This window comes from Streptomyces humidus (assembly GCF_014649655.1).
GTDB classification, from domain to species: domain Bacteria; phylum Actinomycetota; class Actinomycetes; order Streptomycetales; family Streptomycetaceae; genus Streptomyces; species Streptomyces humidus.
Genome location: NZ_BMTL01000036.1, coordinates 47,294 through 69,848, shown reverse-complemented (window position 1 = coordinate 69,848; position 22,555 = coordinate 47,294). Strand labels below are relative to the sequence as shown.

Sequence of the window (22,555 nt, the reverse complement as noted above, 5' to 3'; positions counted from 1 at the left end):
GACCGGGACGATCCCGGCCGTCACGGACGTCGTCCGGCCCACCGTCGGGTGGCGTACGACGGCCGGGGCGGTGTTCGGCACAGGCATGCGGGCACTCCATCGCGGCTCAGCCGGGAGGCCGTCACACGGCGTCGCGTACCTCTCCGACTGCGCGAAGAGCCGCCATCGCTGGTGCGAACCTCACCGGAACGAAAGGGGGTGGCGCAGGTGCTTTGGTGCGCGGATCTGTCATGCGGCTGTGCGCGGATCTGCCGTGCAGGTGTGCGCGCGGATCTGCCGTGCAGCACAGATTCCTCAGGCCGAAGCGGTTCGGTGTCTCGACTACGGCCGGCTTCCCAGACAGGCATGATTGAGGCATTGCCGAGGGACCGTCAATACTCCCCGCAGAAGAAGTTTCGGTTCTGTATCCGAAACTTTCAGAAACGCCCCCGAACAGGAAGGCGAACCCCGGTGCCGCCGTCGGCGGCTGCCGCAGGACCGGGGCCCGGACGAGCGCGCGAGCGCCGTTCACCGGCTTCTCCCCTGCACGCGGACGCCGCGGACCGGAGTGCCGTGCCCCCAGGCTCGGGGCCGGTCCGGCCGGAGGGGCAGCTCGTCAATGCCGACCGACAGGCGCTGCGTGCGGACACATCGGCGCCAGGCCTTGACCAGAGGGCCCCGCGTTCGTAGCTTGTGGCGTCAGACATCCGGGAATTCTTCGAAACTTTCGAGATCGTCCCCGTCCCACGGCACGTCCGCTCCGCGGTTCACCGGGGTCACCTCGCCCCCGCCCCAAGGAGGCGCTCCGATGTGGTTCCGTCATCCGGCCCCGGTCCGTCCGGCACACCTTCTCGCCGTCCCTGCGCCCCACCCGGTGGACCGGGAGCGATCAGAGCCGGCGGCGGGGCGTCGGCCGCCTGCGACCGGTCCGCCGTGAAGGGCGGTTCGACCGCCCGGTGGGCGGGCACGCGGCCCGGGCCGGAGTGGGCCCCGCCCGAGGACCGCCTACCTGCGCGCCGGAGTCCCTTCGCGGGGCGGGGCCGTCGAGGCGCGTACCACCAGCTCGGTGGCGAGCTCGATGTGGTGGGACTCGGCCTTCTCGCCGTTGGCCAGTCGCAGGGCGGTGCGCAGGGCGGCACCGCCCATCTCCCGCAGTGGCTGGCGCACGGTGGTGAGGGGTGGGGACGCCATCCGGGCGAGGCTCGTGTCGTCGAAGCCGACCACGCTCAGGTCCTCGGGGATGCGCAGACCTCGGACGCGGGCGGCCTCGACGACACCGACGGCGATCTCGTCGTTGCCTGCGAAGATCGCCGTCGGCGGGTCCTGCAGGCCCAGGAGCACCGCGCCGCCCGACACCCCGGCCTCGTACGTGAATTCTCCGGGCCGGACGTAGGCGTCGGGGACCTGCGCCCCGCCCGCCTCCATGGCGGCGCGGTAGCCGTGCATGCGCGCCTGGTTGCACACGGCCATGGTCGGTCCGCCGAGATAGGCGACGCGGCGGTGGCCCAGGGAGAGCAGGTGCTGGGTCGCCGCCAGGCCGCCGGCGAAGTTGGTCGCGCCGACGCTGTTGACCCGGCTGTCCGGCAGGTGCAGTGGGTCCAGCACGACCAGCGGCAGCCCGGACCGGGCCAGTTCGTCCAGGTGCGCCGCGGTGTACACGCTGGTGACCGCGATGACCGCGCGGCGCCCGGCCGAGACCAGGTCCCGGGCCCAGTGCGGGGCACGGGACGCCTTGCTGACCACCACCGAGACCCCCGACTCGGCCGCGGTGTCGATGATGCCTTCCAGGGTCTCGGCCACGTACGACTTCAGGCCACCCTGGAACTGCACCTCGATGGTCGGGCTTTCGACGGCCTCGGTATGACGGAAGACGGGCGCGAGGTAGTGGTGCTGATGCAGCAGTTCCTGCACCCGGGTGCGGGTGTGCGGCGCCACGTCACCGCGACCGTTGACCACTTTGGACACGGTCGCGACGGAGACCCCAGCCGCTTGGGCGATGTCCGCCAAAGTGGTGCGCCTGGCGTTCGGTCGCATCTGTTCCTCTCAGCTGTACGTCCACCGGTGTGTGAGCCCGGTCCTGCCGCTCACGCGGGTGGGACCGGTCAACCGTACGGCAACCGGGCGGCCGGCCCGTCCGGGAATGCGCCGACGGACCCCTCGGCCTCGACCGGTCCGACGATCTGTGTGAGATCGCGTCCGGTGACCGCGCCCCGACCGGCACGCACGCCGAACCCGAAGCGAACCCGAATGCGTGCGCGTGGACTTGGGCGTGCGCGTGGGCTTGCGACCGGCTCCGGCCGAACCCGGGGACACGGGACCGCCTGCCGGGCCGTCCGGGCCGAGCGCCCGGGACGGCGGGGGATCCGCACCCGCAGCCCGGCGGGCGGGCCCCGGCCGGCCCGGCTGACCTGCTCCGACAGCGCGACAGCCGCGGCCATCGCATCGCCCTCCGTCCTCAACCAGCAGATTTCGAAACAGTTTCGGTCCTTGCCAGGGTCTTCTGACGGTCGCTTCGGCCCGATACTACGCAGCTGGCAACGGTCTCACAACGCGGCTGCACATGTCTTGACACAGCGTCAGACCGAAACCTAATTTGCACGGACAGAGCTCGGAGAAGGCTGTTTCGAAAACCTTTCACCATGACTCACGAGAAGCCGGTGGCTCTCGAGTGCGGAGAAAAAACATGGCGCTCTCCCGACGTACCCTCCTCGGCCTGGCCGCCGCCGTGCCGGTCTCCGCGGCGCTGGCGGCCTGCGGCTCGTCCGGTCCCGACAAGAACGGCGGTGGGGCCACGTACTGGTACCTGAACGGCCAGCCGCAGGAAGGCGTCAGAGCCGGCGCCGTGGACGCGTTCAACCAGGCCCACCCCAAGGAACAGATCAAGGACACGACCTTCCAGAACGACGCGTACAAGACGAAGATCAAGACCGCCATCGGCGCCGGAAAGGCGCCCACCATCATCTGGGGCTGGGGCGGCGGGACTCTGCGCACCTACGTGGAAGCGGGCCAGGTCGAGGACCTCACCTCGTGGTTCGACGAGCACTCCGACGTCAAGAAGCGGCTGTTCCCGTCCTCGTTCGCCGCGGCGACCGTCGACGGCAAGATCTACGCGATGCCGTGCGAGGCCGTGCAGCCGATCGTCCTCTACTACAACAGGAAGGTCTTCGACCAGGTCGGCGCAGAGCCGCCGAAGTCCTGGGACGACATCATGGCCCTGGTGCCCAGGTTCAACGCGAAGGGCATAGCGCCGTTCTCCCTCGGCGGCCAGTCCCGGTGGACGAACATGATGTGGCTGGAGTTCCTGTTCGACCGGATCGGCGGCGCCGAAATGGTTCAGGCCATCATCGAGGGCGAGAAGAACGCCTGGTCCCAGCCGGACGCCATCACCGCGCTGACCAAGGTGCAGGAGCTGGTCAAAGCCGACGGGTTCGTCAAGGGCTTCTCCTCGATCACCGCGGACTCCCATGCAGACCAGGCGCTGCTGCACACCGGCCGGGCCGCGATGATGCTGCACGGAGCCTGGTCGTACGGCATCCAGCAGGCGGAGGGCGGGAACTTCGTGCCCAGCGGCGGGCTGGGCTTCATGAACTTCCCGCCCGTGGAGGGCGGCAAGGGCGATCCGACCGACACCGTCGGGAACCCCGCCCAGTACCTGGCCATCTCCTCGAAGGCGAGCGCCGAGCAGAAGAAGACCGCCAAGGACTTCTTCGCCACAGGCGTCCTCCAGGACGAGGAGGTGAAGAAGTGGATCGACAACGGGTCGGTTCCGATCCGGCTGGGCACGGAGAAGCTGCTGGCCGCCTCGAAGAGCGCGGACTTCCTGCAGTTCACCTACGACATCGCCAGCAAGGCCAAGGTGTTCGGCCAGTCCTGGGACCAGGCGCTCAGTCCGACGGCCGCCGAGGCCCTGCTGGACAACATCGTCAAACTGTTCCAGCTCTCCATCTCACCACAGCAGTTCGCCGACAACCTCAACGCGGTCACCGGCAAATGAGCTCACTCACCGGCCGTCCGCCGCGTCGCGAGCCACGCAGCGTCCTGCCGTGGCTGGCGGCGCCGGCGCTGGTGGTCTTCATCGCCTTCGCCGTGATTCCGCTCGTCGGCGTCTTCGCGCTGAGCTTCACCACCTGGGACGGGATCGGTGCCATCCACCCTTCGGGGCTGACCAGTTGGCGTGCGGTGCTCACCGATCCCGGGCTGCCGCACGCCCTCTGGGTGACGTTCCTGGTGATGGCCGTGTCCTGGGCCGTCCAGACGCCGCTGAGCATCCTGCTCGGCACGTTCCTGGCAGGCCGCCAGCGCTACCGTGCGGTGCTGGGCGTGGTGTACTTCGTGCCACTGACACTCAGCTCAGCGGCGATCGCGATCGCGTACAAGGCCCTGCTGGACCCCAACTTCGGGCTCGGTGCCGGGCTGAAGATCCAGGTGCTCAGCCAGGACTGGCTGGGGCGGCCCGGGCTCGCGTTCGGAGTCGTCGTCTTCGTCGTCTCCTGGCAGTTCGTCCCGTTCCACTCCCTGATCTACCAGGGCGGTGTCCAGCAGATTCCGAAGTCCCTCTACGAGGCGGCGCAGTTGGACGGAGCCGGGCGGGTACGGCAATTCTTCAGCATCACGCTGCCCCAGCTGAGATACACCGTCATCACCTCGTCCACGCTGATGGTGGTCGGGTCGCTGACCTTCTTCGACCTCATCTTCGTCCTGACGGAGGGCGGCCCCGGCGACGCCACCCGGGTCCTCGCACTGGACATGTACAAGCGGGGGTTCCAGGCCAGCCTGATGGGACCGGCCAGCGCCATCGCGGTCATCCTGGTCCTGGTGGGTCTGGCCCTCGCCCTGCTGCTGCGCCGGCTCGGGGGCCGGGACGCCGGCGCGAGCCAACTCGAGGGAGCCTGACATGACCACCACGCCGACCGAGCCGCGGCGGCTGCAGAAGGCCGCCCCCCGCGAACGGCAACCCCCCTCCCGTCAGGCGTCCGGCCGGCGCAACTGGGCCGCAGGCCTGGCCGGATGGCTCTGGCTCGTCGTCGTCGCCGTACCCCTGTACTGGGCCCTCATCACCAGCCTCAAGACCCAGAACCGTTACTACGCGAGTAACCCGCTGGCGCCGTCGAGCGACCCGACGCTGGACAACTACCGGCTGGTCGTCGAGTCCGACTTCCTCGGCTACCTCGTGAACAGCGTCGTGGTCACCGTCGGCGCCGTGGTGCCGGCGGTGGTGTTCTCCTTCATGGCCGCTTACGCGATCGTCCGCGGTTGGCGCATGCGGGTACTGCGGGCGGTGAACGGGCTGTTCCTCCTGGGCCTGGCCATCCCGCTGCAGGCGACGGTGATCCCGGTCTACCTGATCATCATCAGACTGGGTCTGTACGACAGCCTGCTGGCGCTGATCCTTCCGTCGATCGCCTTCGCCATCCCGCTGTCCGTGCTCGTGCTCTCCAACTTCGTCCGCGACGTGCCCAAAGAGCTGTTCGACTCGATGCGGGTCGACGGCGCCACCGAATGGACGACACTGTGGCGGCTGGCCGCACCGCTCACCCGACCGGCCATCCTCACCGTGACCATCTTCAACGCGCTGACCATCTGGAACGGATTCCTGCTGCCGCTGATCCTCACCCAGAGCCCTGACCGACGGACCCTGCCGCTCGCGCTGTGGACCTTCCAGGGCCAGTACGGGTTCAATTTCCCCGCCGTTCTCGCCGCCGTCGTCCTCACCACACTGCCCGTCCTGGTGCTGTACGCGTTCGGCCGCCGCCAGTTGCTGAGCGGTCTGACCGCCGGATTCAGCCGTTGACCCGCGCTGACGCTGTGAGCGGTGGCCGGCGCCTGCGGTCCGAGCCGTTCTGTGAGCTCCAGGATCGAATTCCATCGTCCAGTTGTTCGCCCTCCGCGCCCTGACCAGGGGTCCGGCGGGCCTGGGGAGGAAAGTGAACGCCGACGTGACTGCAGAGAAGACCCCCGGAATCTCCCTCTGGAACGACCCCACCGTCTCCGTCACCGCGAGAGTCGACGCCCTGATCGACGCGATGACCCTTCAGGAGAAGACCGCCCAGCTGTACGGGGTGTGGGTGGGCGCCTCCGATCAGGGCGGCGAAGTGGCTCCCCACCAGCACGACATGGAGGAGCCCATCGATCTCGACGCACTCCTGCCCACCGGACTGGGTCAGCTGACCCGGCCCTTCGGCACGGTCCCGGTCGACCCCGCCCTGGGTGCGCTCTCCCTGGCCCGCACCCAGACCCGGATCGCCGCCACGAACCGGTTCGGCATCCCCGCTCTCGCGCACGACGAGTGTCTGGCCGGCTTCGCCGCCTGGGGGGCGACGGCCTACCCCGTCCCCCTGTCCTGGGGCGCCACCTTCGATCCGGACACGGTGCGGCGCATGGCCGCCGCCATCGGCCGCGACATGCGTGCCGTCGGCGTCCACCAGGGACTCGCGCCCGTCCTGGACGTGGTGCGCGACGCCCGCTGGGGCCGGGTGGAGGAGACCATCGGCGAGGACCCGTACCTCGTCGGCACCATCGGAACGGCGTACGTGCAGGGTCTCGAATCGGCCGGGATCGTCGCCACGCTCAAGCACTTCGCCGGCTACTCGGCCTCCCGCGCCGGTCGTAACCTCGCTCCCTCCTCCGTGGGCCCGCGTGAGCGCGCCGACGTCCTGCTGCCGCCCTTCGAGATGGCGATCCGTGAAGGCGGCGCCCGGTCGGTGATGAACGCCTACACCGACACCGACGGCATGCCCTCCGCCGCCGACGAGGACCTGCTCACCGGGTTGCTGCGCGACACATGGGGCTTCGACGGCACTGTCGTCGCCGACTACTTCGCCATCGCCTTCCTGAAGACCCTGCACGGCATCGCAGCCGACTGGGCCGGCGCCGCCGGCACGGCGCTGCGGGCGGGCATCGACGTCGAACTGCCCAACGTCAAGACATACGGCTCGCCCCTGGCCGAGGCCGTCGCCGACGGCCGGGTACCGGAGGCGTTGGTCGATCGCGCCCTACGCCGGACCCTCACCCAGAAGGCAGCGCTCGGTCTGCTCGACCCGGACTGGAACCCCGTGCCGGCCGCGCTCGACGGGGCAGACCTGGACGACCCCGGCGCCCTGCGCGGCCGGATCGACCTGGACGGCCCTCAGAACCGCGCGCTGGCCCGCATGCTCGCCGAGGAAGCGGTCGTGCTACTGAGCAACGACGGCATCCTGCCGCTCGACCGGCCGCGCCGCATCGCCCTGCTCGGTCCCAACGCCGACGAGCCCGTCGCCGTACTGGGCTGCTACTCCTTCCCTCAGCACATCGGCGTCCGCCACCCCGGGACCCCGCTCGGCATCGAGCTGCCCACGCTGCGCGACACGCTGGCCGCGGAGTTCCCCGACGCCGAGATCACGGTCGCCCGCGGCACCGGAATCGACGACGGAGATGTCTCCGGCATCGGCGAGGCCGCCCGGGTGGCACGCGAGGCCGACGTCGCCCTGGTGGTGCTCGGCGACCGCGCCGGGCTCTTCGGGCGGGGCACCAGCGGCGAGGGATGCGACGTCGAGACGCTGGCGCTGCCCGGTGCGCAGCAGCAACTGCTCGACACCCTGCTCGACCTGGAGACACCCGTGGTCACCGTGCTGCTCGCGGGACGGCCGTACGCCCTCGGCCGCGCCGTGGCGGAGTCCGCCGCGATCGTGCAGTCCTTCTTCCCGGGCGAGGAGGGCACTCATGCGATCGCCGGGGTGCTCAGTGGCCGTACCGGTCCCTCCGGACGTCTCCCGGTCAGCGTGCCGAGCGGTCCGGGCTCCCAGCCGGCCACGTACCTCGGGGCGCGGCTCGCTCACGCCAGCGACGTCTCCAGCATCGACCCGACCCCCGCGTTCGCCTTCGGTCACGGCCTGTCCTATACGCGGTTCGACTGGACAGACCTGGCCGTGGACGTCCGGGAGGCCCCGACGGACGGCGAGTTCGCCCTCGCCTTCACCGTCCGCAACACCGGCGGGCGGTCCGGAACCGAGGTCGTCCAGGTCTATCTGCACGACCCGGTCGCCTCCGTCGTCCAGCCTGTGCAGCGCCTCGTCGGCTACACCCGGGTCGAGCTGGAGCCGGGCGAGTACCGGCGCCTGCGGGTCACGGTCCCGGCCGACCTCGCCTCCTTCACCGGACGCGACGGGCGGCGCGTCGTCGAACCGGGCGAGCTGGAAGTGCGGTTGGCCGCCTCCAGCGCTGATCCGCGCCTGACGGCCAGGGTCACGTTGACCGGAGCGGAGCGCCACGTGGATCACACCCGGCGCCTGCACGCCACGGTCGGGCAGGAGCACGCTGCCCGGGCATGAACCGTTCGGGCGCGGCGCACGTCGCGGCAGCGGCGGCGCTGCGCGCACGGGGCCGCGGAGCCGGACCGGCGCTCCATGACGGCGTGCCGCTCCCCGACGTCAGGCGCCCCCGCCCTCCGACTCGGCGTGGGCGCAGGATCCGAACCCGGCGTGACCGCGGGAGACTTCGTGGTCTCACAGCACGCCGCGCCGGGCGAGGTTGCGCATCAGCTCTCGTACGCCGAACGTCCACGGCGCAGCCTGTTCGCTGGGCACGACGGTGTTGACCAGAGCGCCGAGCCGCGGGCTGGAGATCCGCACGACGTCGCCGTACTCATGGGTGAAGCCCGCGCCGGGCGCCTGTCGGTCCTCGGTGGGGGCGAACAGCGTTCCGGTGAACAACACGAAGCCGTCGGGGTACTGATGGTGCGGACCGTGCGTGGCGGTCACCAGTTCCCGAACGTCGCGGCTGATCTCGCGCATGGAACTGCTGCCGTGCAGCACGTAGCCGTCGGTGCCGTCGACCCGCAGGTCGATGTCGAGCCCGCGGACGGTGTCGAGGTCGAATCCGTCGTCGAACAGACGGATGAACGGGCCGATCGCGCAGGAGGCGTTGTTGTCCTTCGCACGGGACAGCAGCAGGGCACTGCGTCCCTCGATGTCGCGGAGGTTGACGTCGTTGCCGAGCGTCGCGCCGCGTACCCGGCCGCGCGAGTCCACGACGAGGACGGCCTCGGGCTCGGGGTTGTTCCACACCGAGGCGCTGAGCACCCCGATGTCGGCGCCCGTGCCGACCGCGGACAGCACCGGGGCCTTGGTGAAGACTTCCGGGTCGGGCCCGATCCCGACCTCCAGGTACTGCGACCACAGCCCTTCGGAGACCAGCAGTTCCCTGGCCTTGTCCGCCTCCGGCGATCCGGGACGGATGCCCTCGAGCGTGCCGCCCACCACCTGCACGACGCGGGCCCGTACCCGGGCGGCCTGCGCCGGATCGCCGCCCGTGCGCTCTTCGATGACGCGTTCCAGCAGGCTCCGGGCGAAGGTGACGCCCGCGGCCTTGATCACCTGGAGGTCGACGGGGGCGAGCAGACGGGGAACATCACGGCGGCCGGGAGGCGCCCCGAGCAGTTCGTCCAGACGCCAGACGTCGCCGCCGTCGGCCTCGCGGACGACTGCCGCCGCGTCGTCGCGTTCCATGAGGTCGGAGACGGTGGGTGCGACGGCCGTCAGGTCGACGACGTGCTCGCCGCGCACCGCGGCCACACACGGTCCGTCCCGTTCCGGGCTGTGGACGCGCGCGACGAGCGCGGCCCGGTCGGCGTCCTCCGGCAGGACGGAGCCCGCCGTGAGGACCGGGCGAGGGGGCGTTGCTGCCGATTCCACGATCGATGCTCTCCTGGATTCCGGATGCGAGGGGGGACGGTCTCCCAGGGGCGCGCTCAATGGGAGTCGCGGGGGACCTCGTGTCCACGGCTCCCGCGCAGGAAGCCGAAGTCGGCGCCCTGGTCGGCCTGTTCGACGTTCTGGGTGTAGAGCCAGGTGTAACCGCCGGTGTGCCGTTCGGCGGGCGCCCTCCATGCCTGCCGGCGTCGCTTGAGCTCGGCGTCGTCCACGTCCAGGCTCAGGGTGCGGTTCGGGACGTCGAGGACCACGAAGTCCCCGTCGCGTACCAGGGCGAGAGGTCCGCCGACGGCGGCCTCGGGCGCCACGTGCAGGACCACCGTCCCGTAGCCGGTGCCGCTCATCCGGCCGTCGCAGACGCGCACCATGTCCTTGACACCGGCCTTCAGCAGCTTGGCGGGCAGCGGCACGTTGGAGACCTCGGGCATGCCGGGGTATCCCTTGGGGCCGGCGTTGCGGATGACGATGACGGTGTTCTCGTCGATGTCGAGTTCCGGGTCGTCGGCCACCTCGTGATAGGCCTCGGGGGAGTCGAAGACGCGCGCGGGGCCACGGTGGGTGAGCAGGTGCGGTGACGCGGCGGACTGCTTAATCACGGCGCCGTCGGGGCACAGGTTGCCGCGGAGGACGGCGATACCGGTGCCGGCCGGCTGGAAGGGGGCGTCGAGGCTCGTGATGACGTCGGAGTCGAAGCACTCGGCGCTCTCGGTGTTCTCGGCGACGGTGCGTCCGGTGACCGTGATCTGTCCGCCGTGCAGCAGGTCGCCGCCGAGCAGCTCGGCCAGGACGGCGGGCAGCCCGCCCGCGTAGCAGAAGTCCTCCATGAGGTACGTGCCGCTGGGCATCAGGTTGACGAGGGTCGGCACGGCGCGGACCAGCTCGTCGAAGTCCCGCAGGCTCAGGTCGACGCCGACGCGGCCGGCGATGGCGGTGAGATGGATGATCGCGTTCGTGGAGCCGCCGATGGCCGCGTTGACCCGGATCGCGTTCTCGAACGCCTCCCGGGTCAGGATCCGGGAGGGTCGCAGCTCCTCCTCCACCATCGTCACGATGCGCTGCCCCGCCGCCTGGGCGGTCTCCATCCGCCGGGAGTCGACCGCGGGCCAGGCGGCGGAGCCCGGCAGCTGCATGCCGAGCGCCTCGGCCATGCAGGCCATCGTCGAGGCGGTCCCCATCGTCATGCAGTGGCCGTTGGAGCGGGCCATGCACCCCTCGGCGAAGAAGCACTCCTCCTCGGTCATCCGGCCGGTCTTCAGGTCCTCCTCGAACTTCCAGACGTGGGTGCCGGATCCCACGTCCTGGCCCCGGTACTTGCCGTTGAGCATCGGCCCGCCGGTGACCATGACGGCGGGCAGATCGACGCTGGCGGCGCCCATGAGCATGGCGGGGGTCGTCTTGTCGCAGCCGGACAGCAGCACGACGCCGTCGAGCGGATTGGCCCGGATCAGCTCCTCGACCTCCATGGCCATGAGGTTGCGGTACAGCATGGCGGTGGGGCGCATCAGGGTCTCGCCGGTGGCCATGGTGGGGAACTGGAGCGGCAGACCGCCCGCCTGCCACACGCCGCGCTTGACGGCCTCGGCGACCCGCGTCAGGTGGGCGTTGCAGGGGGCGAGTTCGGAGGCGCTGGTCGCGATGCCGATGACGGGACGCCCGTCGAACACCTCGTGTCCGAGTCCCTGGTTGCGCATCCAGGACCGGTACAGCATCCCGCTGCGGCCCTGTGCGCCGAACCATGCCTGGCTGCGGCGGCTCGTCTTCTGACCGTCGGTCATGTGGGCACTCCCGTGGCTCCGGCGTCGTCCGCTTCGCGATGGGGTGTTCTCGGGTGAGGGCGTTCTCGGGTGACGACCCGCAGCCGTACCCTGTGACGCAATCATTAAATGATTCGATGAATGGCGTCCAGGGGGCGAGCAGAGATCATGGGTAGTTTTCCGACCGCGCACCAGCGCGTGGTCGACGAACTCGGGCGGCGCATCGTGGGCGGCGTGTGGGAGCCGGGGGATCCGCTGCCGGTCGAGGACGCGCTCGCGGCCGAGATCGGTGTCAGCCGAGGGGGGCTGCGGGAAGCGGTCAAGGCACTGGTCGCCAAGGGGATGCTGCACGTGCGCCCGCGCACCGGCACGCGCGTGCTGCCCCCGGAGCACTGGAATCACCTCGACCGCGACGTGCTGCGCTGGAAACAGGCCAGGGACGCCACGGCCCTGCTGCGCGACACGAGTGAACTGCGCCGGATCGTCGAGCCCGAGGCGGCCCGGCTCGCTGCCCGCCGGGCCGGCCCCGAGGACGTACGCGCGCTGTCCGACGCCCTGGCGGCCATGGAGGCCGCGGCGGCGACGCCCGGCCGCAACGGCTACGTCGAGGCCGACATCGCCTTTCACCGGGCCCTGCTCGACGCCGGCGGCAACCGTCTCCTCGGCTCACTGGGCCGCGCTGTCGAGATCGCACTGGAGCACAGCTTCCTCATCAGCACGCAGACCCCCGGCGCGGTGGAAGCCTCGCTGCCCGGCCACCGCGCCGTCGTGCAGGCCGTCGAGGCCCGCGATCCCGTGGCGGCGGCGGCGGCCGTCCTGGCCATCGTCGAAGCGGCCGAACAGGAGATCATCCGGTCGCCCGGCATGCCGGGCGGCGCCCCCGGCGACGCCGTATGACCAGGGGCCCAGGTCCCTGCCACGGGGCGCGTTTCCTGTCTCAGCGGAGCTCAACGGGAGTGGTCCGACGGACGGGCTGGGATCCGGTCGGGACGGGGGAAGGCCGCTTGCCGCGTCCCGAACCGGTGTGTGGGGCAGCGTCAGCGGTAGGCCGCGTGGCCGGTGAGAGCCTGACCGACGACCAGGGTGTGCATCTCGCTGGTGCCTTCGTACGTGAGCACCGACTCCAGGTTGTTGGCGTGGCGCAGCGGTGAGTACTCCAGGGAGATGCCGTTGGCGCCGAGGATCGTGCGGCACTCGCGCGCGATGGCGATCGCTTCGCGCACGTTGTTGAGCTTGCCGACGCTGATCTGCTCGGGGCGGATGCGGTGCTGGTCCTTGAGCCGGCCCAGGTGCACGGCGAGCAGCGCGGCCCCGCCCAGGGACACGGTCATGTCGGCCAGCTTCTTCTGGGTGAGCTGGAAGGCGCTGATCGGCTTGTCGAACTGCACCCGGGAGTCGGCGTACTCGAGGGCTGCCTGCAGCGAGTCGCGCGCCGCGCCGACCGCGCCGAACAGGATGCCGAAGCGGGCCTCGTTCAGGCAGGACAGCGGTCCGCGCAGGCCCTGGGCGTGCGGCAGCCGCGCCGCGTCGGGCAGCCGTACGTCGTCGAAGTACAGCTCCGAGGTGATCGACGCGCGCAGCGACATCTTCTGCTTGATGTCCTGCGTGGTGAAGCCAGGTGTCCCGCGCGGCACGAGGAAGCCGCGCACGCCGTCCTCGGTCTGCGCCCAGACGGTGGCCACGTCGGCGATGCCGCCGTTGGTGATCCACATCTTGGAGCCGTTCAGGATCCAGTCACCGCCGTCGCGGACGGCCCTGGTGCGCATCCCGGAGGGGTTGCTGCCGAAGTCCGGCTCGGTCAGGCCGAAGCAGCCGATGGCCTCGCCGGCGGCGAGCCGGGGCAGCCACTCCTGCTTCTGTTCCTCCGAGCCCCACTTCCAGATGGAGAACATCGACAGCGAGCCCTGAACGGAGACGAAGCTGCGGAAGCCCGAGTCCGCTGCCTCCAGTTCCAGACAGGCCAGACCGTACGAGACGGCGTTGGTGCCGGCGCAGCCGTAGCCGTCCAGGTGCATGCCGAGTACGCCCAGCTTGCCGAGTTCCGGGGCGAGTTCGCGGGCGAAGTGGGCGTTCTCGAACCATTCGCCGATGTGCGGGCGCACCCGGTCGGCGAGGAACTTGGCGACGGTGGCCTGGATCTCGCGCTCCTCGTCGCTGAGGACGAAGGAGAGGTCGATGAGGTCCAGGGGGTCCTTCATCGGTTGGGCGCTGCTCATCATGTGCTCCTGAAGGGGGTGGTCGGGGCGCGGAAGGGGGTGCGGCCGGTGGTCAGGCGTCCAGCCAGGCCCTGAGGTCGTCGGTGTGCTCACCGAGGCGGGGCGGGCGGCGTTCGTAGCGGGGCGGGGTGCGGGAGAGACCGATCGGGTTGGCGACCAGGTCCATGGGGGCGCCGTCCGGCCCGGTGACCGTGGCACGGGGGCTCAGGCCGAGCGTGTCGGCCAGGTCGAAGGCCTGCGCAAGGTCGTTCACGGGTCCGCAGGGCACGCCGAGCGGTGTGAGGTGGTCGAACCATGCCGCCGCGGTCCGCGCCGACAGCGCCTCCCCCAGCGTTTGCGTGAGTTCGTCGACGTGTGCCACCCGGTCCGTGTTGGTCGCGAAGCGGGGGTCGTCGGCCAGTTCCGGGGTGTCGAGACCTTGGCACAGGGCGCGGAACTGCCGGTCGTTGCCGACGGCGACGACCATCGGCCGGTCCTTCGTCGGGAAGACGTCGTACGGTGCGATCGAGGGGTGCCGGTTGCCCAGGATGCCCGGCACTTCGCCGGCCAGGGTGTAGCCGCCGGCCTGGTTGACCAGGCCGGACAGCAGGCAGGAGAGGAGATTGACCTGCACGTGCTGGCCTTCTCCCGTGGCCTCACGGTGCCGCAGTGCGGCCAGCACGCCGATCGACGCGTGCAGCCCGGTCAGGACGTCCACGAGTGCCACGCCCGTCTTCACGGGCTGCCCGGGGGCCGGCCCGGTGACGCTCATCAGGCCGCCGACCGCCTGGATCAGCAGATCGTAACCGGGCAGGGCGGCACCGGCCCCGGCGCCGAAGCCGGAGATCGAGCAGTAGACCAGGTGCGGGTTCAGCTCACGCGCCCGGTCGTAGCCGAGCCCGTACCCGGCCATGGTGGCAGGCCGGAAATTCTCGAACAGGACGTCGGCTCGGCGTACCAGCTCCCGCGCCCTGCGCAGGTCCTGCTCTTCGCGCAGGTCGAGGGCGAGGGAGCGTTTGTTGCGGTTGACCGAGAGGTAGTACGTGGCTTCGCCTTGGGCGTGGGGCGGCCCCCAGGCCCGTGTGTCGTCCCCGTGGACCGGGTGCTCGACCTTGATCACGTCGGCGCCGAGGTCGGCCAGCAGCATCGTGGCGTACGGGGCGGCCAGGACCCGCCCGAAGTCGGCGACGAGCACACCGGACAGGGGTCCGCCGGATGCCGCGCTCACCGGTCCCGCCTCTGCGAGGGGCGTACGCACAGCGTCTTGGTCCGGGTGAAGAAGTCGCGTGCCGCCCTGCCTCGCGCGCCCCGGACCTCGTCGTTCGCATCGAGGACGTCGGCGGCCCGGTCCCGTGTCCGGCCCCGTCCGTGGTGAGGCGCCGCCGCCCAGCGGGGGAAAGCGTCGCGGGCGGCCGTCACGTCCTGGTCGAGATCGTGCTCCTGCGCGAGCCGGCCGACAGCCACGCTCTCACGGGGACGTGCGGGAGGGTCGTCGAGCAGTTCGTCAGCGTCGCCCGTTCGCCCCTGCCCCGCGACCAGGTGGCGCAGGGACCGGGCGGACCGGTCGATTCCGCCTGCCGCCGCGTCGCTGCCTGCGCTCTGCCGCATCGGCCTTCCTTTCAAACGGTCGTACGCGCGAAACGTTCGGACGCGTCACGCGCGCCCGGACGCGCCACGCCGGCACCTCGGGTTCATGAGGACGCCATTCTCGGGACCGGACGGGCGCCACCGCACTCGACGAGATGTCCTGCGTTGCGCAGGAGGAGCACTCCGATCCGTCCATGGCCGACCGGGCGCCACGGTGTTTGGCTCGTCGCCCCCAGTCCTTTCGCATCCCGGAGGATGTTCCATGCCCGGTGCTTCCCGTCCGGTCGGCGGTCCCGGCCTCGCGCAGGTTCGGCGGGTCGTGAGCGAGATCCCCGGCCCCCGTTCCCGTGAGCTGCTGGCCCGTCAGCGCGGCTTGGTGCCGGCCGGCGTCGGCGCCGTCCTGCCCGTGTTCGTGGAAGCGGCCGGAGGCGGGGTGATCGTCGACGCCGACGGCAACTCCTTCATCGACTTCGGCAGCGGCATCGCGGTCACCACGGTGGGCAACTCCGCCCCGGCGGTGGCGGAGCGCGCCGCCGCGCAGCTGCGCCGGTTCACCCACACCTGCTTCCTGGTCAGCCCCTACGAGTCCTACCTGGACGTGTGCGAGAAGCTGAACGAGCTGGCGCCGATCCCGGGTGAGAAGCGCACGATTCTGGTGAACTCCGGGGCGGAGGCCGTGGAGAACGCCGTCAAGATCGCCCGAGCCGCCACCGGTCGCCCCGGCATCGTCGTCTTCGACCACGGCTTCCACGGGCGCACGCTGCTCACCATGAGCCTCACCGCGAAGAACAAGCCCTACAAGCAGGGCTTCGGCCCGTTCGCCCCCGAGGTCCACCGGGCGCCGATGGCGTACCCGTACCGTTGGCCCGGCAGTCCCGAACGCTGTGCCGAGGAGGCCGCGTCCGCCCTCGCCGACCTGCTGGACCGGCAGGTGGGCGCCGACAACGTGGCCGCGGTGCTGATCGAACCGATCCAGGGCGAGGGCGGCTTCATCGTCCCGGCGCCCGGCTTCCTCGGGCGCGTCGCCGAGATCTGCCGCAGCCGGGGCATCCTGCTGATCGTGGACGAGATCCAGGCCGGCATCGCCCGCACCGGCCGGATGTTCGCCTGCGAGCACGAGGGAATCCGGCCCGACCTGATCACCACCGCCAAGGGCCTCGCCGGCGGGCTGCCGCTGGGGGCCGTGACCGGCCGCGCCGAGCTGATGGACGCCGTCCCGGCGGGCGGACTCGGCGGCACGTTCAGCGGCAGCCCCGTGGCCTGCGAGGCAGCGCTCGGCGTCTTCGACGAGATCGAAGCGGGCGACCTGCTGGAACGCGCCCGGGAGATCGGCGACACCATGCTCGAATTCCTCGGCGGACTCAGCGACCGGCATCCGGTGATCGGAGACGTCAGGGGACGGGGCGCCATGATCGCCGTCGAGCTCGTGGAACAGGACGGTGACCGGGTGCCCGCTCCCGACCTCGCCGCCCGCATCGCCAAGCGCTGCCACGCGGACGGACTGCTGGTCCTGACCGCGGGCAGCTACGGCAACGTCCTGCGGTTCCTGCCCCCGCTGTCGATCTCGGACGCCCTGCTGGAAGAAGGGCTGACCGTTCTGGGCGAGGCGATCGCCAAGGAGACCGCCTGCGCCGGCTGAGCTCACTCTCTCCCGGCCGGGCGACGCCGAGCAGCCGTGGCCGAGCGGCCGTACCGGTCACGCTCGCCCGTGCCCTCGCCATGCCGACAGCGCCAGCAGCAGCTCGGCCCGTACATGGGCCGAGTCCAGATCCGCACCGAGCAGGCTCTGGACCCGGTCCACCCGGCTGCGCAGGGTGTGGCGGTGGACGCCGAGGGCCGTGGAGGCTGCCTCCCACTGACCGTTGTGTTCCAGGAAGGCGCGCAGCGATGCGAGCAGGTCGGTGCCGTTCTCCGCGTCGTACGCGGCCAGTGGGCCGAGGCGCGCCTCGGCCAGGGACTGCAGGAGCTTTCTCGTCTCGGGGACGCCGGTGAGCAGATGCCCGGCCAGCGACTCGAAGCCGACGACGTCCGCGCTTCCCCGGGCCTGGGCGATCGAGGCGGCGTTGCACGCCTCGGTCAGGGCGACGGGTCCCGCGGTCAGGCGGTGGACGGCGCTCAGACCGGCCCAGGTCTGCGACCTCGACCGGGCCCGCACGCCGTCCGTGACCGTCTGTGCCGTGATTCCGTGGCCGGCGGGCAGCAGCACGGCCGCGCAACCGTCGTGCACGCGACCGAAGAGGGGCAGGCCCCGCTCGGCCAGCTCCTCCCCCACCGCCTGGAGGGCCTGGCGCGGGCTGCCGCCTCGCAGAGCGAGAACGCGGATGCCGTCGCGGACGGGGAAACCCGCCTCGGTGAAATGGTCCAAGGCGGCAGCCGCCTCGACGGTCCCGTCGAGCAGCATCTTCAGAAGCATGGCGTTGACGCGGTTCTGCTCGTCACGCAGGCGCAGCGGCTTCTCCGCCTCCAGCGCGACCAGCGACGCGGCGTGGCCGAGCAGGAGGTGGTCGACGGGCGTGAGCGTCCGGTCGGCTGCCAGGGCCAGACGACCGTGGACGCGGGGCCCCACCCGGACCTGCTGCAGGGCCACCACGCCGTCCGGACCGGTGCTCACGGCGGACGCCGCCTCGTCCGGCGCAAGGACGCCGTCGAGGGCGTCCGCCTGCGGGACGACGGCGTCGGGCGGGTGCGCGGCGCGGGCTTTGCCCTCGTGGTCGAGGAAGACCACGGAGGCGCCGGTGGACACGGCCAGCTCCCGCACCACAGCCTGCGCCCCGCCGTGCAGCGCGGCCCGGGTCATGCGCGGCTGGATCCGTGACGCCTGGACGACACCCTCGTACTGCTGCTCGGCCAGGCGTTCCATGACCGCCTTGGTCACGGCCACGAACGGCGTGGGCAGCGGTACCTCCAGCAGAACGATCCCGGCCTCCTCGGCGGCCTCCGCCAACTCCTCGGGCACCTGGTCGTGCGACAGGCCGGTCCCGAAACCGACGGCGGTGACCCCGGCCTTCGCGAGACGCCGGATGTAGTCGGCGCTCGCCCCGGGCGACGTGGGCAGCCGCAGCCCGGTGGTGAGCACCAGCTCGCCGCCTGCAAGCCACGGTGCCGGGTCGGCGAGTTCGATGCTGTGCGCCCAGACCACTTCCCGGTGCAGCCCGCTGCGGCCCGCCACCAGCCTCAGGCCCAGCTCCGGGCGTCGCAGCAGCCAGGCAAGGGGGACTCCCATCCGATTCACCGCCCGACGTCGTGGGATTCACCTCCAAAGATAGAGCCAGGCATGCGGTGGGCCCATCGCACAAGGCCGCGCGGCGGGTTCACCACCGGGCTGCTGCACTCGGCCGTTGAGCCAGGTCAGAAGCCGATGTCGATCGTGGTGAGGGCAGGACGGCGTGGAGGCTCGCCGCAGTTCGGACCCTTGCCTCACGGCGTTCTGGCGGGGTGAACGTCTTGGGCCGGCCGCCTTGTCCTTCGGGCAGAGGGAGTCGAAGCCGTCGGCGTCGAAGCGGTGGATCACCTCCCGGACCCGGTCTGCGCTGTGAACGCCGCCTCGGCGATCTTCGCCACGGGCATGCCCTGCGCGGACGGCAGCACCGTCCGGGCCCGCCGCCGGAGTGGGATCCGGACGACGCGTCACCTCAGCGCAGCACAAGGGTCGATGACGCGGCGCTAACCGTGATTCAGCACCTCGTCGTCCGCGTGCGCGCCGAACTCGGCGACGCGCACCTCCGCGATCTGCTCGTACCGGCTGATCCGGTCGGTCCACTCCGCGTCGACACCGAACGCCGCCTGCGCGAAGCCCACCCGGCCGACGGCCTCGGCCAGGCCAGGATCACCGGGGGCCAGCAACCGCACCGGCGCGTCGAGCGCCACGGTGTGCGGCGGCACGAAGTACTCGTCCGGCAGAACGGTGCGCGCGTGGACGAGCGCGCCGACGGCGACGACCGAGCCCGCCCCCAACCGTGCGCACTGCAGAACCGTCGCCGTGGTCGCCACATAGACGCACCTGCCGACCTCGCAGCCCAGCAGCGTGGCATGCGGCCCCACGAAGACGTGGTCGCCGACGAGCACCGGCTGATCGCCGGCGACCGCGGACCCGCGCAGCACCGCGTTCTCGCAGATCACCGCCGCTTCCCCGACCTCGATCCGAGACCCCTCGGCATCGAGCACCGCACCGTACATCACCCGCGCCCTCGGCCCCACGCGGACATCACCGACCAGCGTGGCCGTCGGGGCGACGTAGGCGGTGGGATGGACCTGCGGTTCATGCCCGCGATGCCGGATGCGGATTCCCTGCGTTTCACCGATCATGAGCGGATTCTCACCCGACCGGCCGCGAGCGGGCTGGCGGTTTTCGGACATCGCTTTCGTCGAGGCATGCGGACGAGCCTCCTACCGCCTGTTCGCCGCCGACTAACCGCGGTCAGGCCGGCGCCGGGCCTCCGAGCCAGTGCACGGCCAGGAGCGCCGCGCGGACGTTGAAGTCGTCCTCCAGGCTGCGGCCCCCTCCCGGCAGCAGCGCCGTCGCCTGCTGCACCCGGTACTGGATCGAGTTCCGGTGCAGGTTCATCGCCTCTGCCGTGGCCGCGTGGCTGCGGTGGTGGGTGAGGAACGTCCGGAGGGTTTCGCGCAGCATGGCGTTTGCGTGCGCCGCCTTCCGCGAGGCGGCCCAGCGTCGTGACCGCGAATTCCCGGGCGGCGTCCACGTCACCGGCCATGAGCGCGACGGGTGCGAGGTCGTCGTAGCGCACCCACCTCGGTCCCACGGGGCGGTGGCCCCCGGCTCCGTTCGCCTCGGTCGGGCCGAGACGCATGACGGCGATCTCCTTGACTCGCGCGGCCTGGCGTGCCGAGGCGCGAAAGCCGGCCAGATCGGCCCCGGGCCGTCCGACGGCCGCGTGGAGAGGCGTTCTCGGCGGAGGCGCCAGGGCATCGAGCGCGACCGGGTCCCCCTCCGGCAGCGCGAACCACAACCGCGCCTCCCGCTCGTCCGTCGGCACGACGAGGGACGAACGGGCGCGGAGCACGGAGACCAGGTGCGCACGGGCCTCCTCGACGGCCGGCACCAGGTCGAACGGCGTCATTCTTCCGGCCGGCCACAGCACACAGGCGAGATGGACCGCGTCCAGCGGATAGCGCAGCGCCCGTTCGGCGGCGCCGCGGTCGGCCGGGCCGTCGCCGAGCAGTTCGTTGACCCATTGCTGACGGACCCCGCTCCGGCTGGCCACCCAGCGGTCGCGTTCGAGTTCATAGGCGCGGCCCACCTGCTCGGTGACCTGGTCGACGAACTCCGCCGTCCGCTGGACCACCGCGACGACCGTCGGGACCCGCGTCTCGGCGGGGATGTCGTCCAGGACGCTGAAGGCGAGCTCAAGGGCCTGGGAGTAGCCCATGCGGTATGCCCGCAGGAGCGCCGAGAGGGAGACATCGCGCTGGGCCAGGATTCGCGCGTAGGTCAGCGCCGCCGTCGGGGCCTCCACGTACGCGGCGTCGATGCCCTGGCGCAGGAAGTTCAGTCCGGCCACGACGTTCTCGGTGATGCTGGCTTCGAGCAGGGACCGCGCGGCCGCGTCGTGCTGGAGCACGCTGATCTGGTCGCGCGTCAGCCGCATCAGGTTCGCGATGAGGCTGTCGCGCGCTTCCCAGAGGCGGTCGGCGACCCGGGCGACCAGCGCCTGTTCTCCGTGCATGCCTCACAGGCTAGGACGCGGTCCCCGTACCGCGTTCATGCGCACAGCATGAAAAGGCGTCGCCGTCTCGTGCCCCGCACCCATGGCCGTCGTCCCGCAGACGGTTCAGGCTTCACCTGAGCTTCGCTGATCAGACCACCCTCAAGGGAAAAAGCCTCATGAACCTGAGCCGCCTGCCTGCCGTGCGCCGCGAACAAGACCCGGATGCCCCGGCCGTCGGGGACGATGCCAACGGCCTCCTCTCGAACGCCGCCTTCGACGACCTGATCGACGACTACGCCCGTCACTTCGCGGGCCGGGGCGTGGGCCGGGGAGACGTGGTCGCCGTCAGACTTCCCAACCGTGCCGAGCTCGTGGTCGCGATGTTCGCCGCCTGGCGCGTGGGGGCAGCGCTCACCCCGGTCAACCCGGCGCTGACGGCCCGGGAGACAAGCCACCAGCTCACGGACTCGGGGGCGAGACTCGTCGTCGTCGAGGCGACGATCGCGCCCGGCGAGCTGCCCGGCTCCGCGGCCGTGCTCACCCTCGACGACCTCGCCGGGCAGGCTCCCGACGTCGACCTGCCGGAGCCCCTCCCGGACCCGGACGCCGGCCTGGACGACCTCGCCCTGGTCATCTACACCAGCGGCACCACGGGCCGTCCCAAGGGAGTCGAACTCACCCACGGCAACATCGACGCCATGACGGCGGCCATGGTCGAGTCGATGCGGCTGACCTCCGACGACCACAGCATGCTGATCCTGCCGCTGTTCCACGTCAACGGCATCGTCGTCAGCGTTCTGTCGCCGCTGCGCGCCGGGGGCAGGGCCACCGTCGTCGGGCGTTTCAGCGTCAGGGACTTCTTCGCGGCGGTGGAGACGGCCCGCCCCACCTACTTCTCCGGGGTGCCGGCCATCTACGCGATGCTGGCGAACCTGCCGCCCGAGGTGCGGCCCGACACGTCGTCACTGCGCTTCGTCGTCTGCGGCGCCGCGCCGATGCCTCCGCAGCTCATCCAGGCGGTGGAGCAGCGCTACGGGGTGAGGCTCATCGAGGGCTACGGCCTTTCGGAGGCGACCTGCGCCTCGACCAGCAACCCGGTCGACGGCGTGCGCAGGCCCGGCACGGTCGGACTCCCCCTGCCCCACCAGCGCGTCGCGATCATGGACAGGGACGGCCGGCCGGTCCCCGACGGCGGCATCGGCGAAGTCGTCATCTCCGGCCCCACGGTCATGCGCGGTTACCTGGGACGACCGGAGGAGACCGCTCGGGCCGTCCGGGACGGCTGGCTGCACACCGGCGATGTCGGCCGGCTCGACGAGGACGGCTACCTGGTCCTCGTCGACCGGATGAAGGACATGATCATCCGGGGTGGCGAGAACATCTACCCCAAGGAGATCGAAACCGTCCTGCACGACCACCCCGCCGTGCTGGAAGCCGCCGTGGTGGGCCGTCCCGACGAGGTGATGGGCGAGGTCCCGATCGCCTTCCTCTCGGTCCACGGCTCCGACAGGCCGTCCGCCTCCGACATCCGTGAGTTCCTCACCGCCCGGCTGGCCCTCTACAAGATCCCGGACGAGGTCCTGATCGTCCCTGAGGTGCCCAAGAACGCCGTCGGCAAGATCGACAAGCCCGCGCTGCGCCGCCGCCTCTGCGAACGCGCCGGCTGAGCCGCCCAGCCCTTCGACACA

At 71.1% G+C, this 22,555-nt stretch carries 16 protein-coding genes and 2 pseudogenes; 7 read left to right on the top strand and 11 right to left on the bottom strand.

Annotation, left to right across the window (positions count from 1 at the left end):
- Window positions 1-984 precede the first annotated feature (984 nt).
- Window positions 985-2,013 (bottom strand): LacI family DNA-binding transcriptional regulator, encoded by a 1,029-nt coding sequence (locus IE239_RS33335; RefSeq protein WP_190153200.1) that lies wholly within the window; start codon window positions 2,011-2,013, stop codon window positions 985-987.
- Window positions 2,014-2,662: 649 nt separating this feature from the next.
- Between IE239_RS33335 and IE239_RS33330 the strand changes: the two genes are divergently transcribed.
- The 4 genes from IE239_RS33330 (at window position 2,663) to IE239_RS33315 (ending at window position 8,285) form a co-directional block, all read left to right on the top strand.
- Window positions 2,663-3,973, top strand: a complete 1,311-nt coding sequence (locus IE239_RS33330) for an extracellular solute-binding protein (RefSeq protein WP_190153199.1) — start codon at window positions 2,663-2,665, stop codon at window positions 3,971-3,973.
- Entirely contained in the window at window positions 3,970-4,872 is a 903-nt protein-coding gene (locus IE239_RS33325; RefSeq protein WP_190153198.1) for a carbohydrate ABC transporter permease, read from the top strand. The genes IE239_RS33330 and IE239_RS33325 overlap by 4 nt, the downstream gene beginning before the upstream one ends.
- 1 nt (window position 4,873) lies before the next feature.
- A complete protein-coding gene (locus tag IE239_RS33320) occupies window positions 4,874-5,770 on the top strand; it encodes a carbohydrate ABC transporter permease (protein WP_190153197.1) in 897 nt (298 codons plus the stop codon).
- A 133-nt stretch (window positions 5,771-5,903) separates the two neighbouring features.
- The gene (locus IE239_RS33315; RefSeq protein ID WP_190153196.1) at window positions 5,904-8,285 is read left to right on the top strand and encodes a beta-xylosidase/alpha-l-arabinosidase; all 2,382 of its coding nucleotides are present in this window, start codon (window positions 5,904-5,906) and stop codon (window positions 8,283-8,285) included.
- Between the two features lie 174 nt (window positions 8,286-8,459).
- Here the strand turns inward: IE239_RS33315 and IE239_RS33310 are convergent, their stop codons facing one another.
- Together IE239_RS33310 and IE239_RS33305 are read right to left on the bottom strand one after the other, a co-directional pair.
- Window positions 8,460-9,647, bottom strand: coding sequence for a fumarylacetoacetate hydrolase family protein (locus IE239_RS33310; protein WP_190153195.1), 1,188 nt, complete (start codon window positions 9,645-9,647; stop codon window positions 8,460-8,462).
- Window positions 9,648-9,703: 56 nt separating this feature from the next.
- Window positions 9,704-11,440 carry an IlvD/Edd family dehydratase gene (locus IE239_RS33305; RefSeq protein ID WP_190153194.1) on the bottom strand — a complete coding sequence of 579 codons (1,737 nt, stop codon included), beginning with the start codon at window positions 11,438-11,440 and terminating at the stop codon, window positions 9,704-9,706.
- A gap of 120 nt (window positions 11,441-11,560) precedes the next feature.
- On the opposite strand from IE239_RS33305, the gene IE239_RS33300 reads away from it, so the two are divergent.
- Window positions 11,561-12,316, top strand: coding sequence for a FadR/GntR family transcriptional regulator (locus IE239_RS33300; RefSeq protein ID WP_190153193.1), 756 nt, complete (start codon window positions 11,561-11,563; stop codon window positions 12,314-12,316).
- A gap of 140 nt (window positions 12,317-12,456) precedes the next feature.
- On the opposite strand, the gene IE239_RS33295 is transcribed toward IE239_RS33300, so the two are convergent.
- The 3 genes from IE239_RS33295 to IE239_RS33285 are packed head-to-tail and all read right to left on the bottom strand — an operon-like array spanning window position 12,457 to window position 15,222.
- The gene (locus tag IE239_RS33295) at window positions 12,457-13,635 is read right to left on the bottom strand and encodes an acyl-CoA dehydrogenase family protein (protein WP_229878512.1); all 1,179 of its coding nucleotides are present in this window, start codon (window positions 13,633-13,635) and stop codon (window positions 12,457-12,459) included.
- Between the two features lie 52 nt (window positions 13,636-13,687).
- Window positions 13,688-14,842 carry a CaiB/BaiF CoA transferase family protein gene (locus tag IE239_RS33290; protein WP_190153191.1) on the bottom strand — a complete coding sequence of 385 codons (1,155 nt, stop codon included), beginning with the start codon at window positions 14,840-14,842 and terminating at the stop codon, window positions 13,688-13,690.
- Window positions 14,839-15,222: a hypothetical protein gene (locus tag IE239_RS33285; RefSeq protein ID WP_190153190.1), complete on the bottom strand. Its 384-nt coding sequence runs from the start codon at window positions 15,220-15,222 to the stop codon at window positions 14,839-14,841. The genes IE239_RS33290 and IE239_RS33285 overlap by 4 nt, the downstream gene beginning before the upstream one ends.
- A gap of 241 nt (window positions 15,223-15,463) precedes the next feature.
- On the opposite strand from IE239_RS33285, the gene gabT reads away from it, so the two are divergent.
- The gene (gene gabT / locus IE239_RS33280; protein ID WP_190153189.1) at window positions 15,464-16,840 is read left to right on the top strand and encodes a 4-aminobutyrate--2-oxoglutarate transaminase; all 1,377 of its coding nucleotides are present in this window, start codon (window positions 15,464-15,466) and stop codon (window positions 16,838-16,840) included.
- 57 nt (window positions 16,841-16,897) lie between these two features.
- On the opposite strand, the gene IE239_RS33275 is transcribed toward gabT, so the two are convergent.
- From IE239_RS33275 to IE239_RS43375, 5 genes and pseudogenes are all read right to left on the bottom strand, one after another.
- Window positions 16,898-18,424, bottom strand: coding sequence for a PucR family transcriptional regulator (locus IE239_RS33275; protein ID WP_190153188.1), 1,527 nt, complete (start codon window positions 18,422-18,424; stop codon window positions 16,898-16,900).
- Window positions 18,425-18,611: 187 nt separating this feature from the next.
- Window positions 18,612-18,804: pseudogene (locus tag IE239_RS43150) on the bottom strand (helix-turn-helix domain-containing protein); the annotation flags it as partial.
- 60 nt (window positions 18,805-18,864) lie between these two features.
- Complete coding sequence (locus IE239_RS33270; protein ID WP_190153187.1) at window positions 18,865-19,506, bottom strand: gamma carbonic anhydrase family protein; 642 nt, start codon at window positions 19,504-19,506, stop codon at window positions 18,865-18,867.
- 112 nt (window positions 19,507-19,618) lie between these two features.
- Window positions 19,619-19,831, bottom strand: coding sequence for a helix-turn-helix domain-containing protein (locus IE239_RS43380; RefSeq protein WP_352306372.1), 213 nt, complete (start codon window positions 19,829-19,831; stop codon window positions 19,619-19,621).
- 205 nt (window positions 19,832-20,036) lie between these two features.
- Window positions 20,037-20,885, bottom strand: a pseudogene (locus IE239_RS43375) (RsbRD N-terminal domain-containing protein); the annotation flags it as partial.
- A 158-nt stretch (window positions 20,886-21,043) separates the two neighbouring features.
- Here IE239_RS43375 and IE239_RS33260 point away from each other — a divergent pair.
- On the top strand, window positions 21,044-22,534 hold the full coding sequence (locus IE239_RS33260) for a class I adenylate-forming enzyme family protein (protein WP_190153185.1): 1,491 nt from the start codon (window positions 21,044-21,046) through the stop codon (window positions 22,532-22,534).
- The last annotated feature ends 21 nt before the right edge of the window (window positions 22,535-22,555 follow it).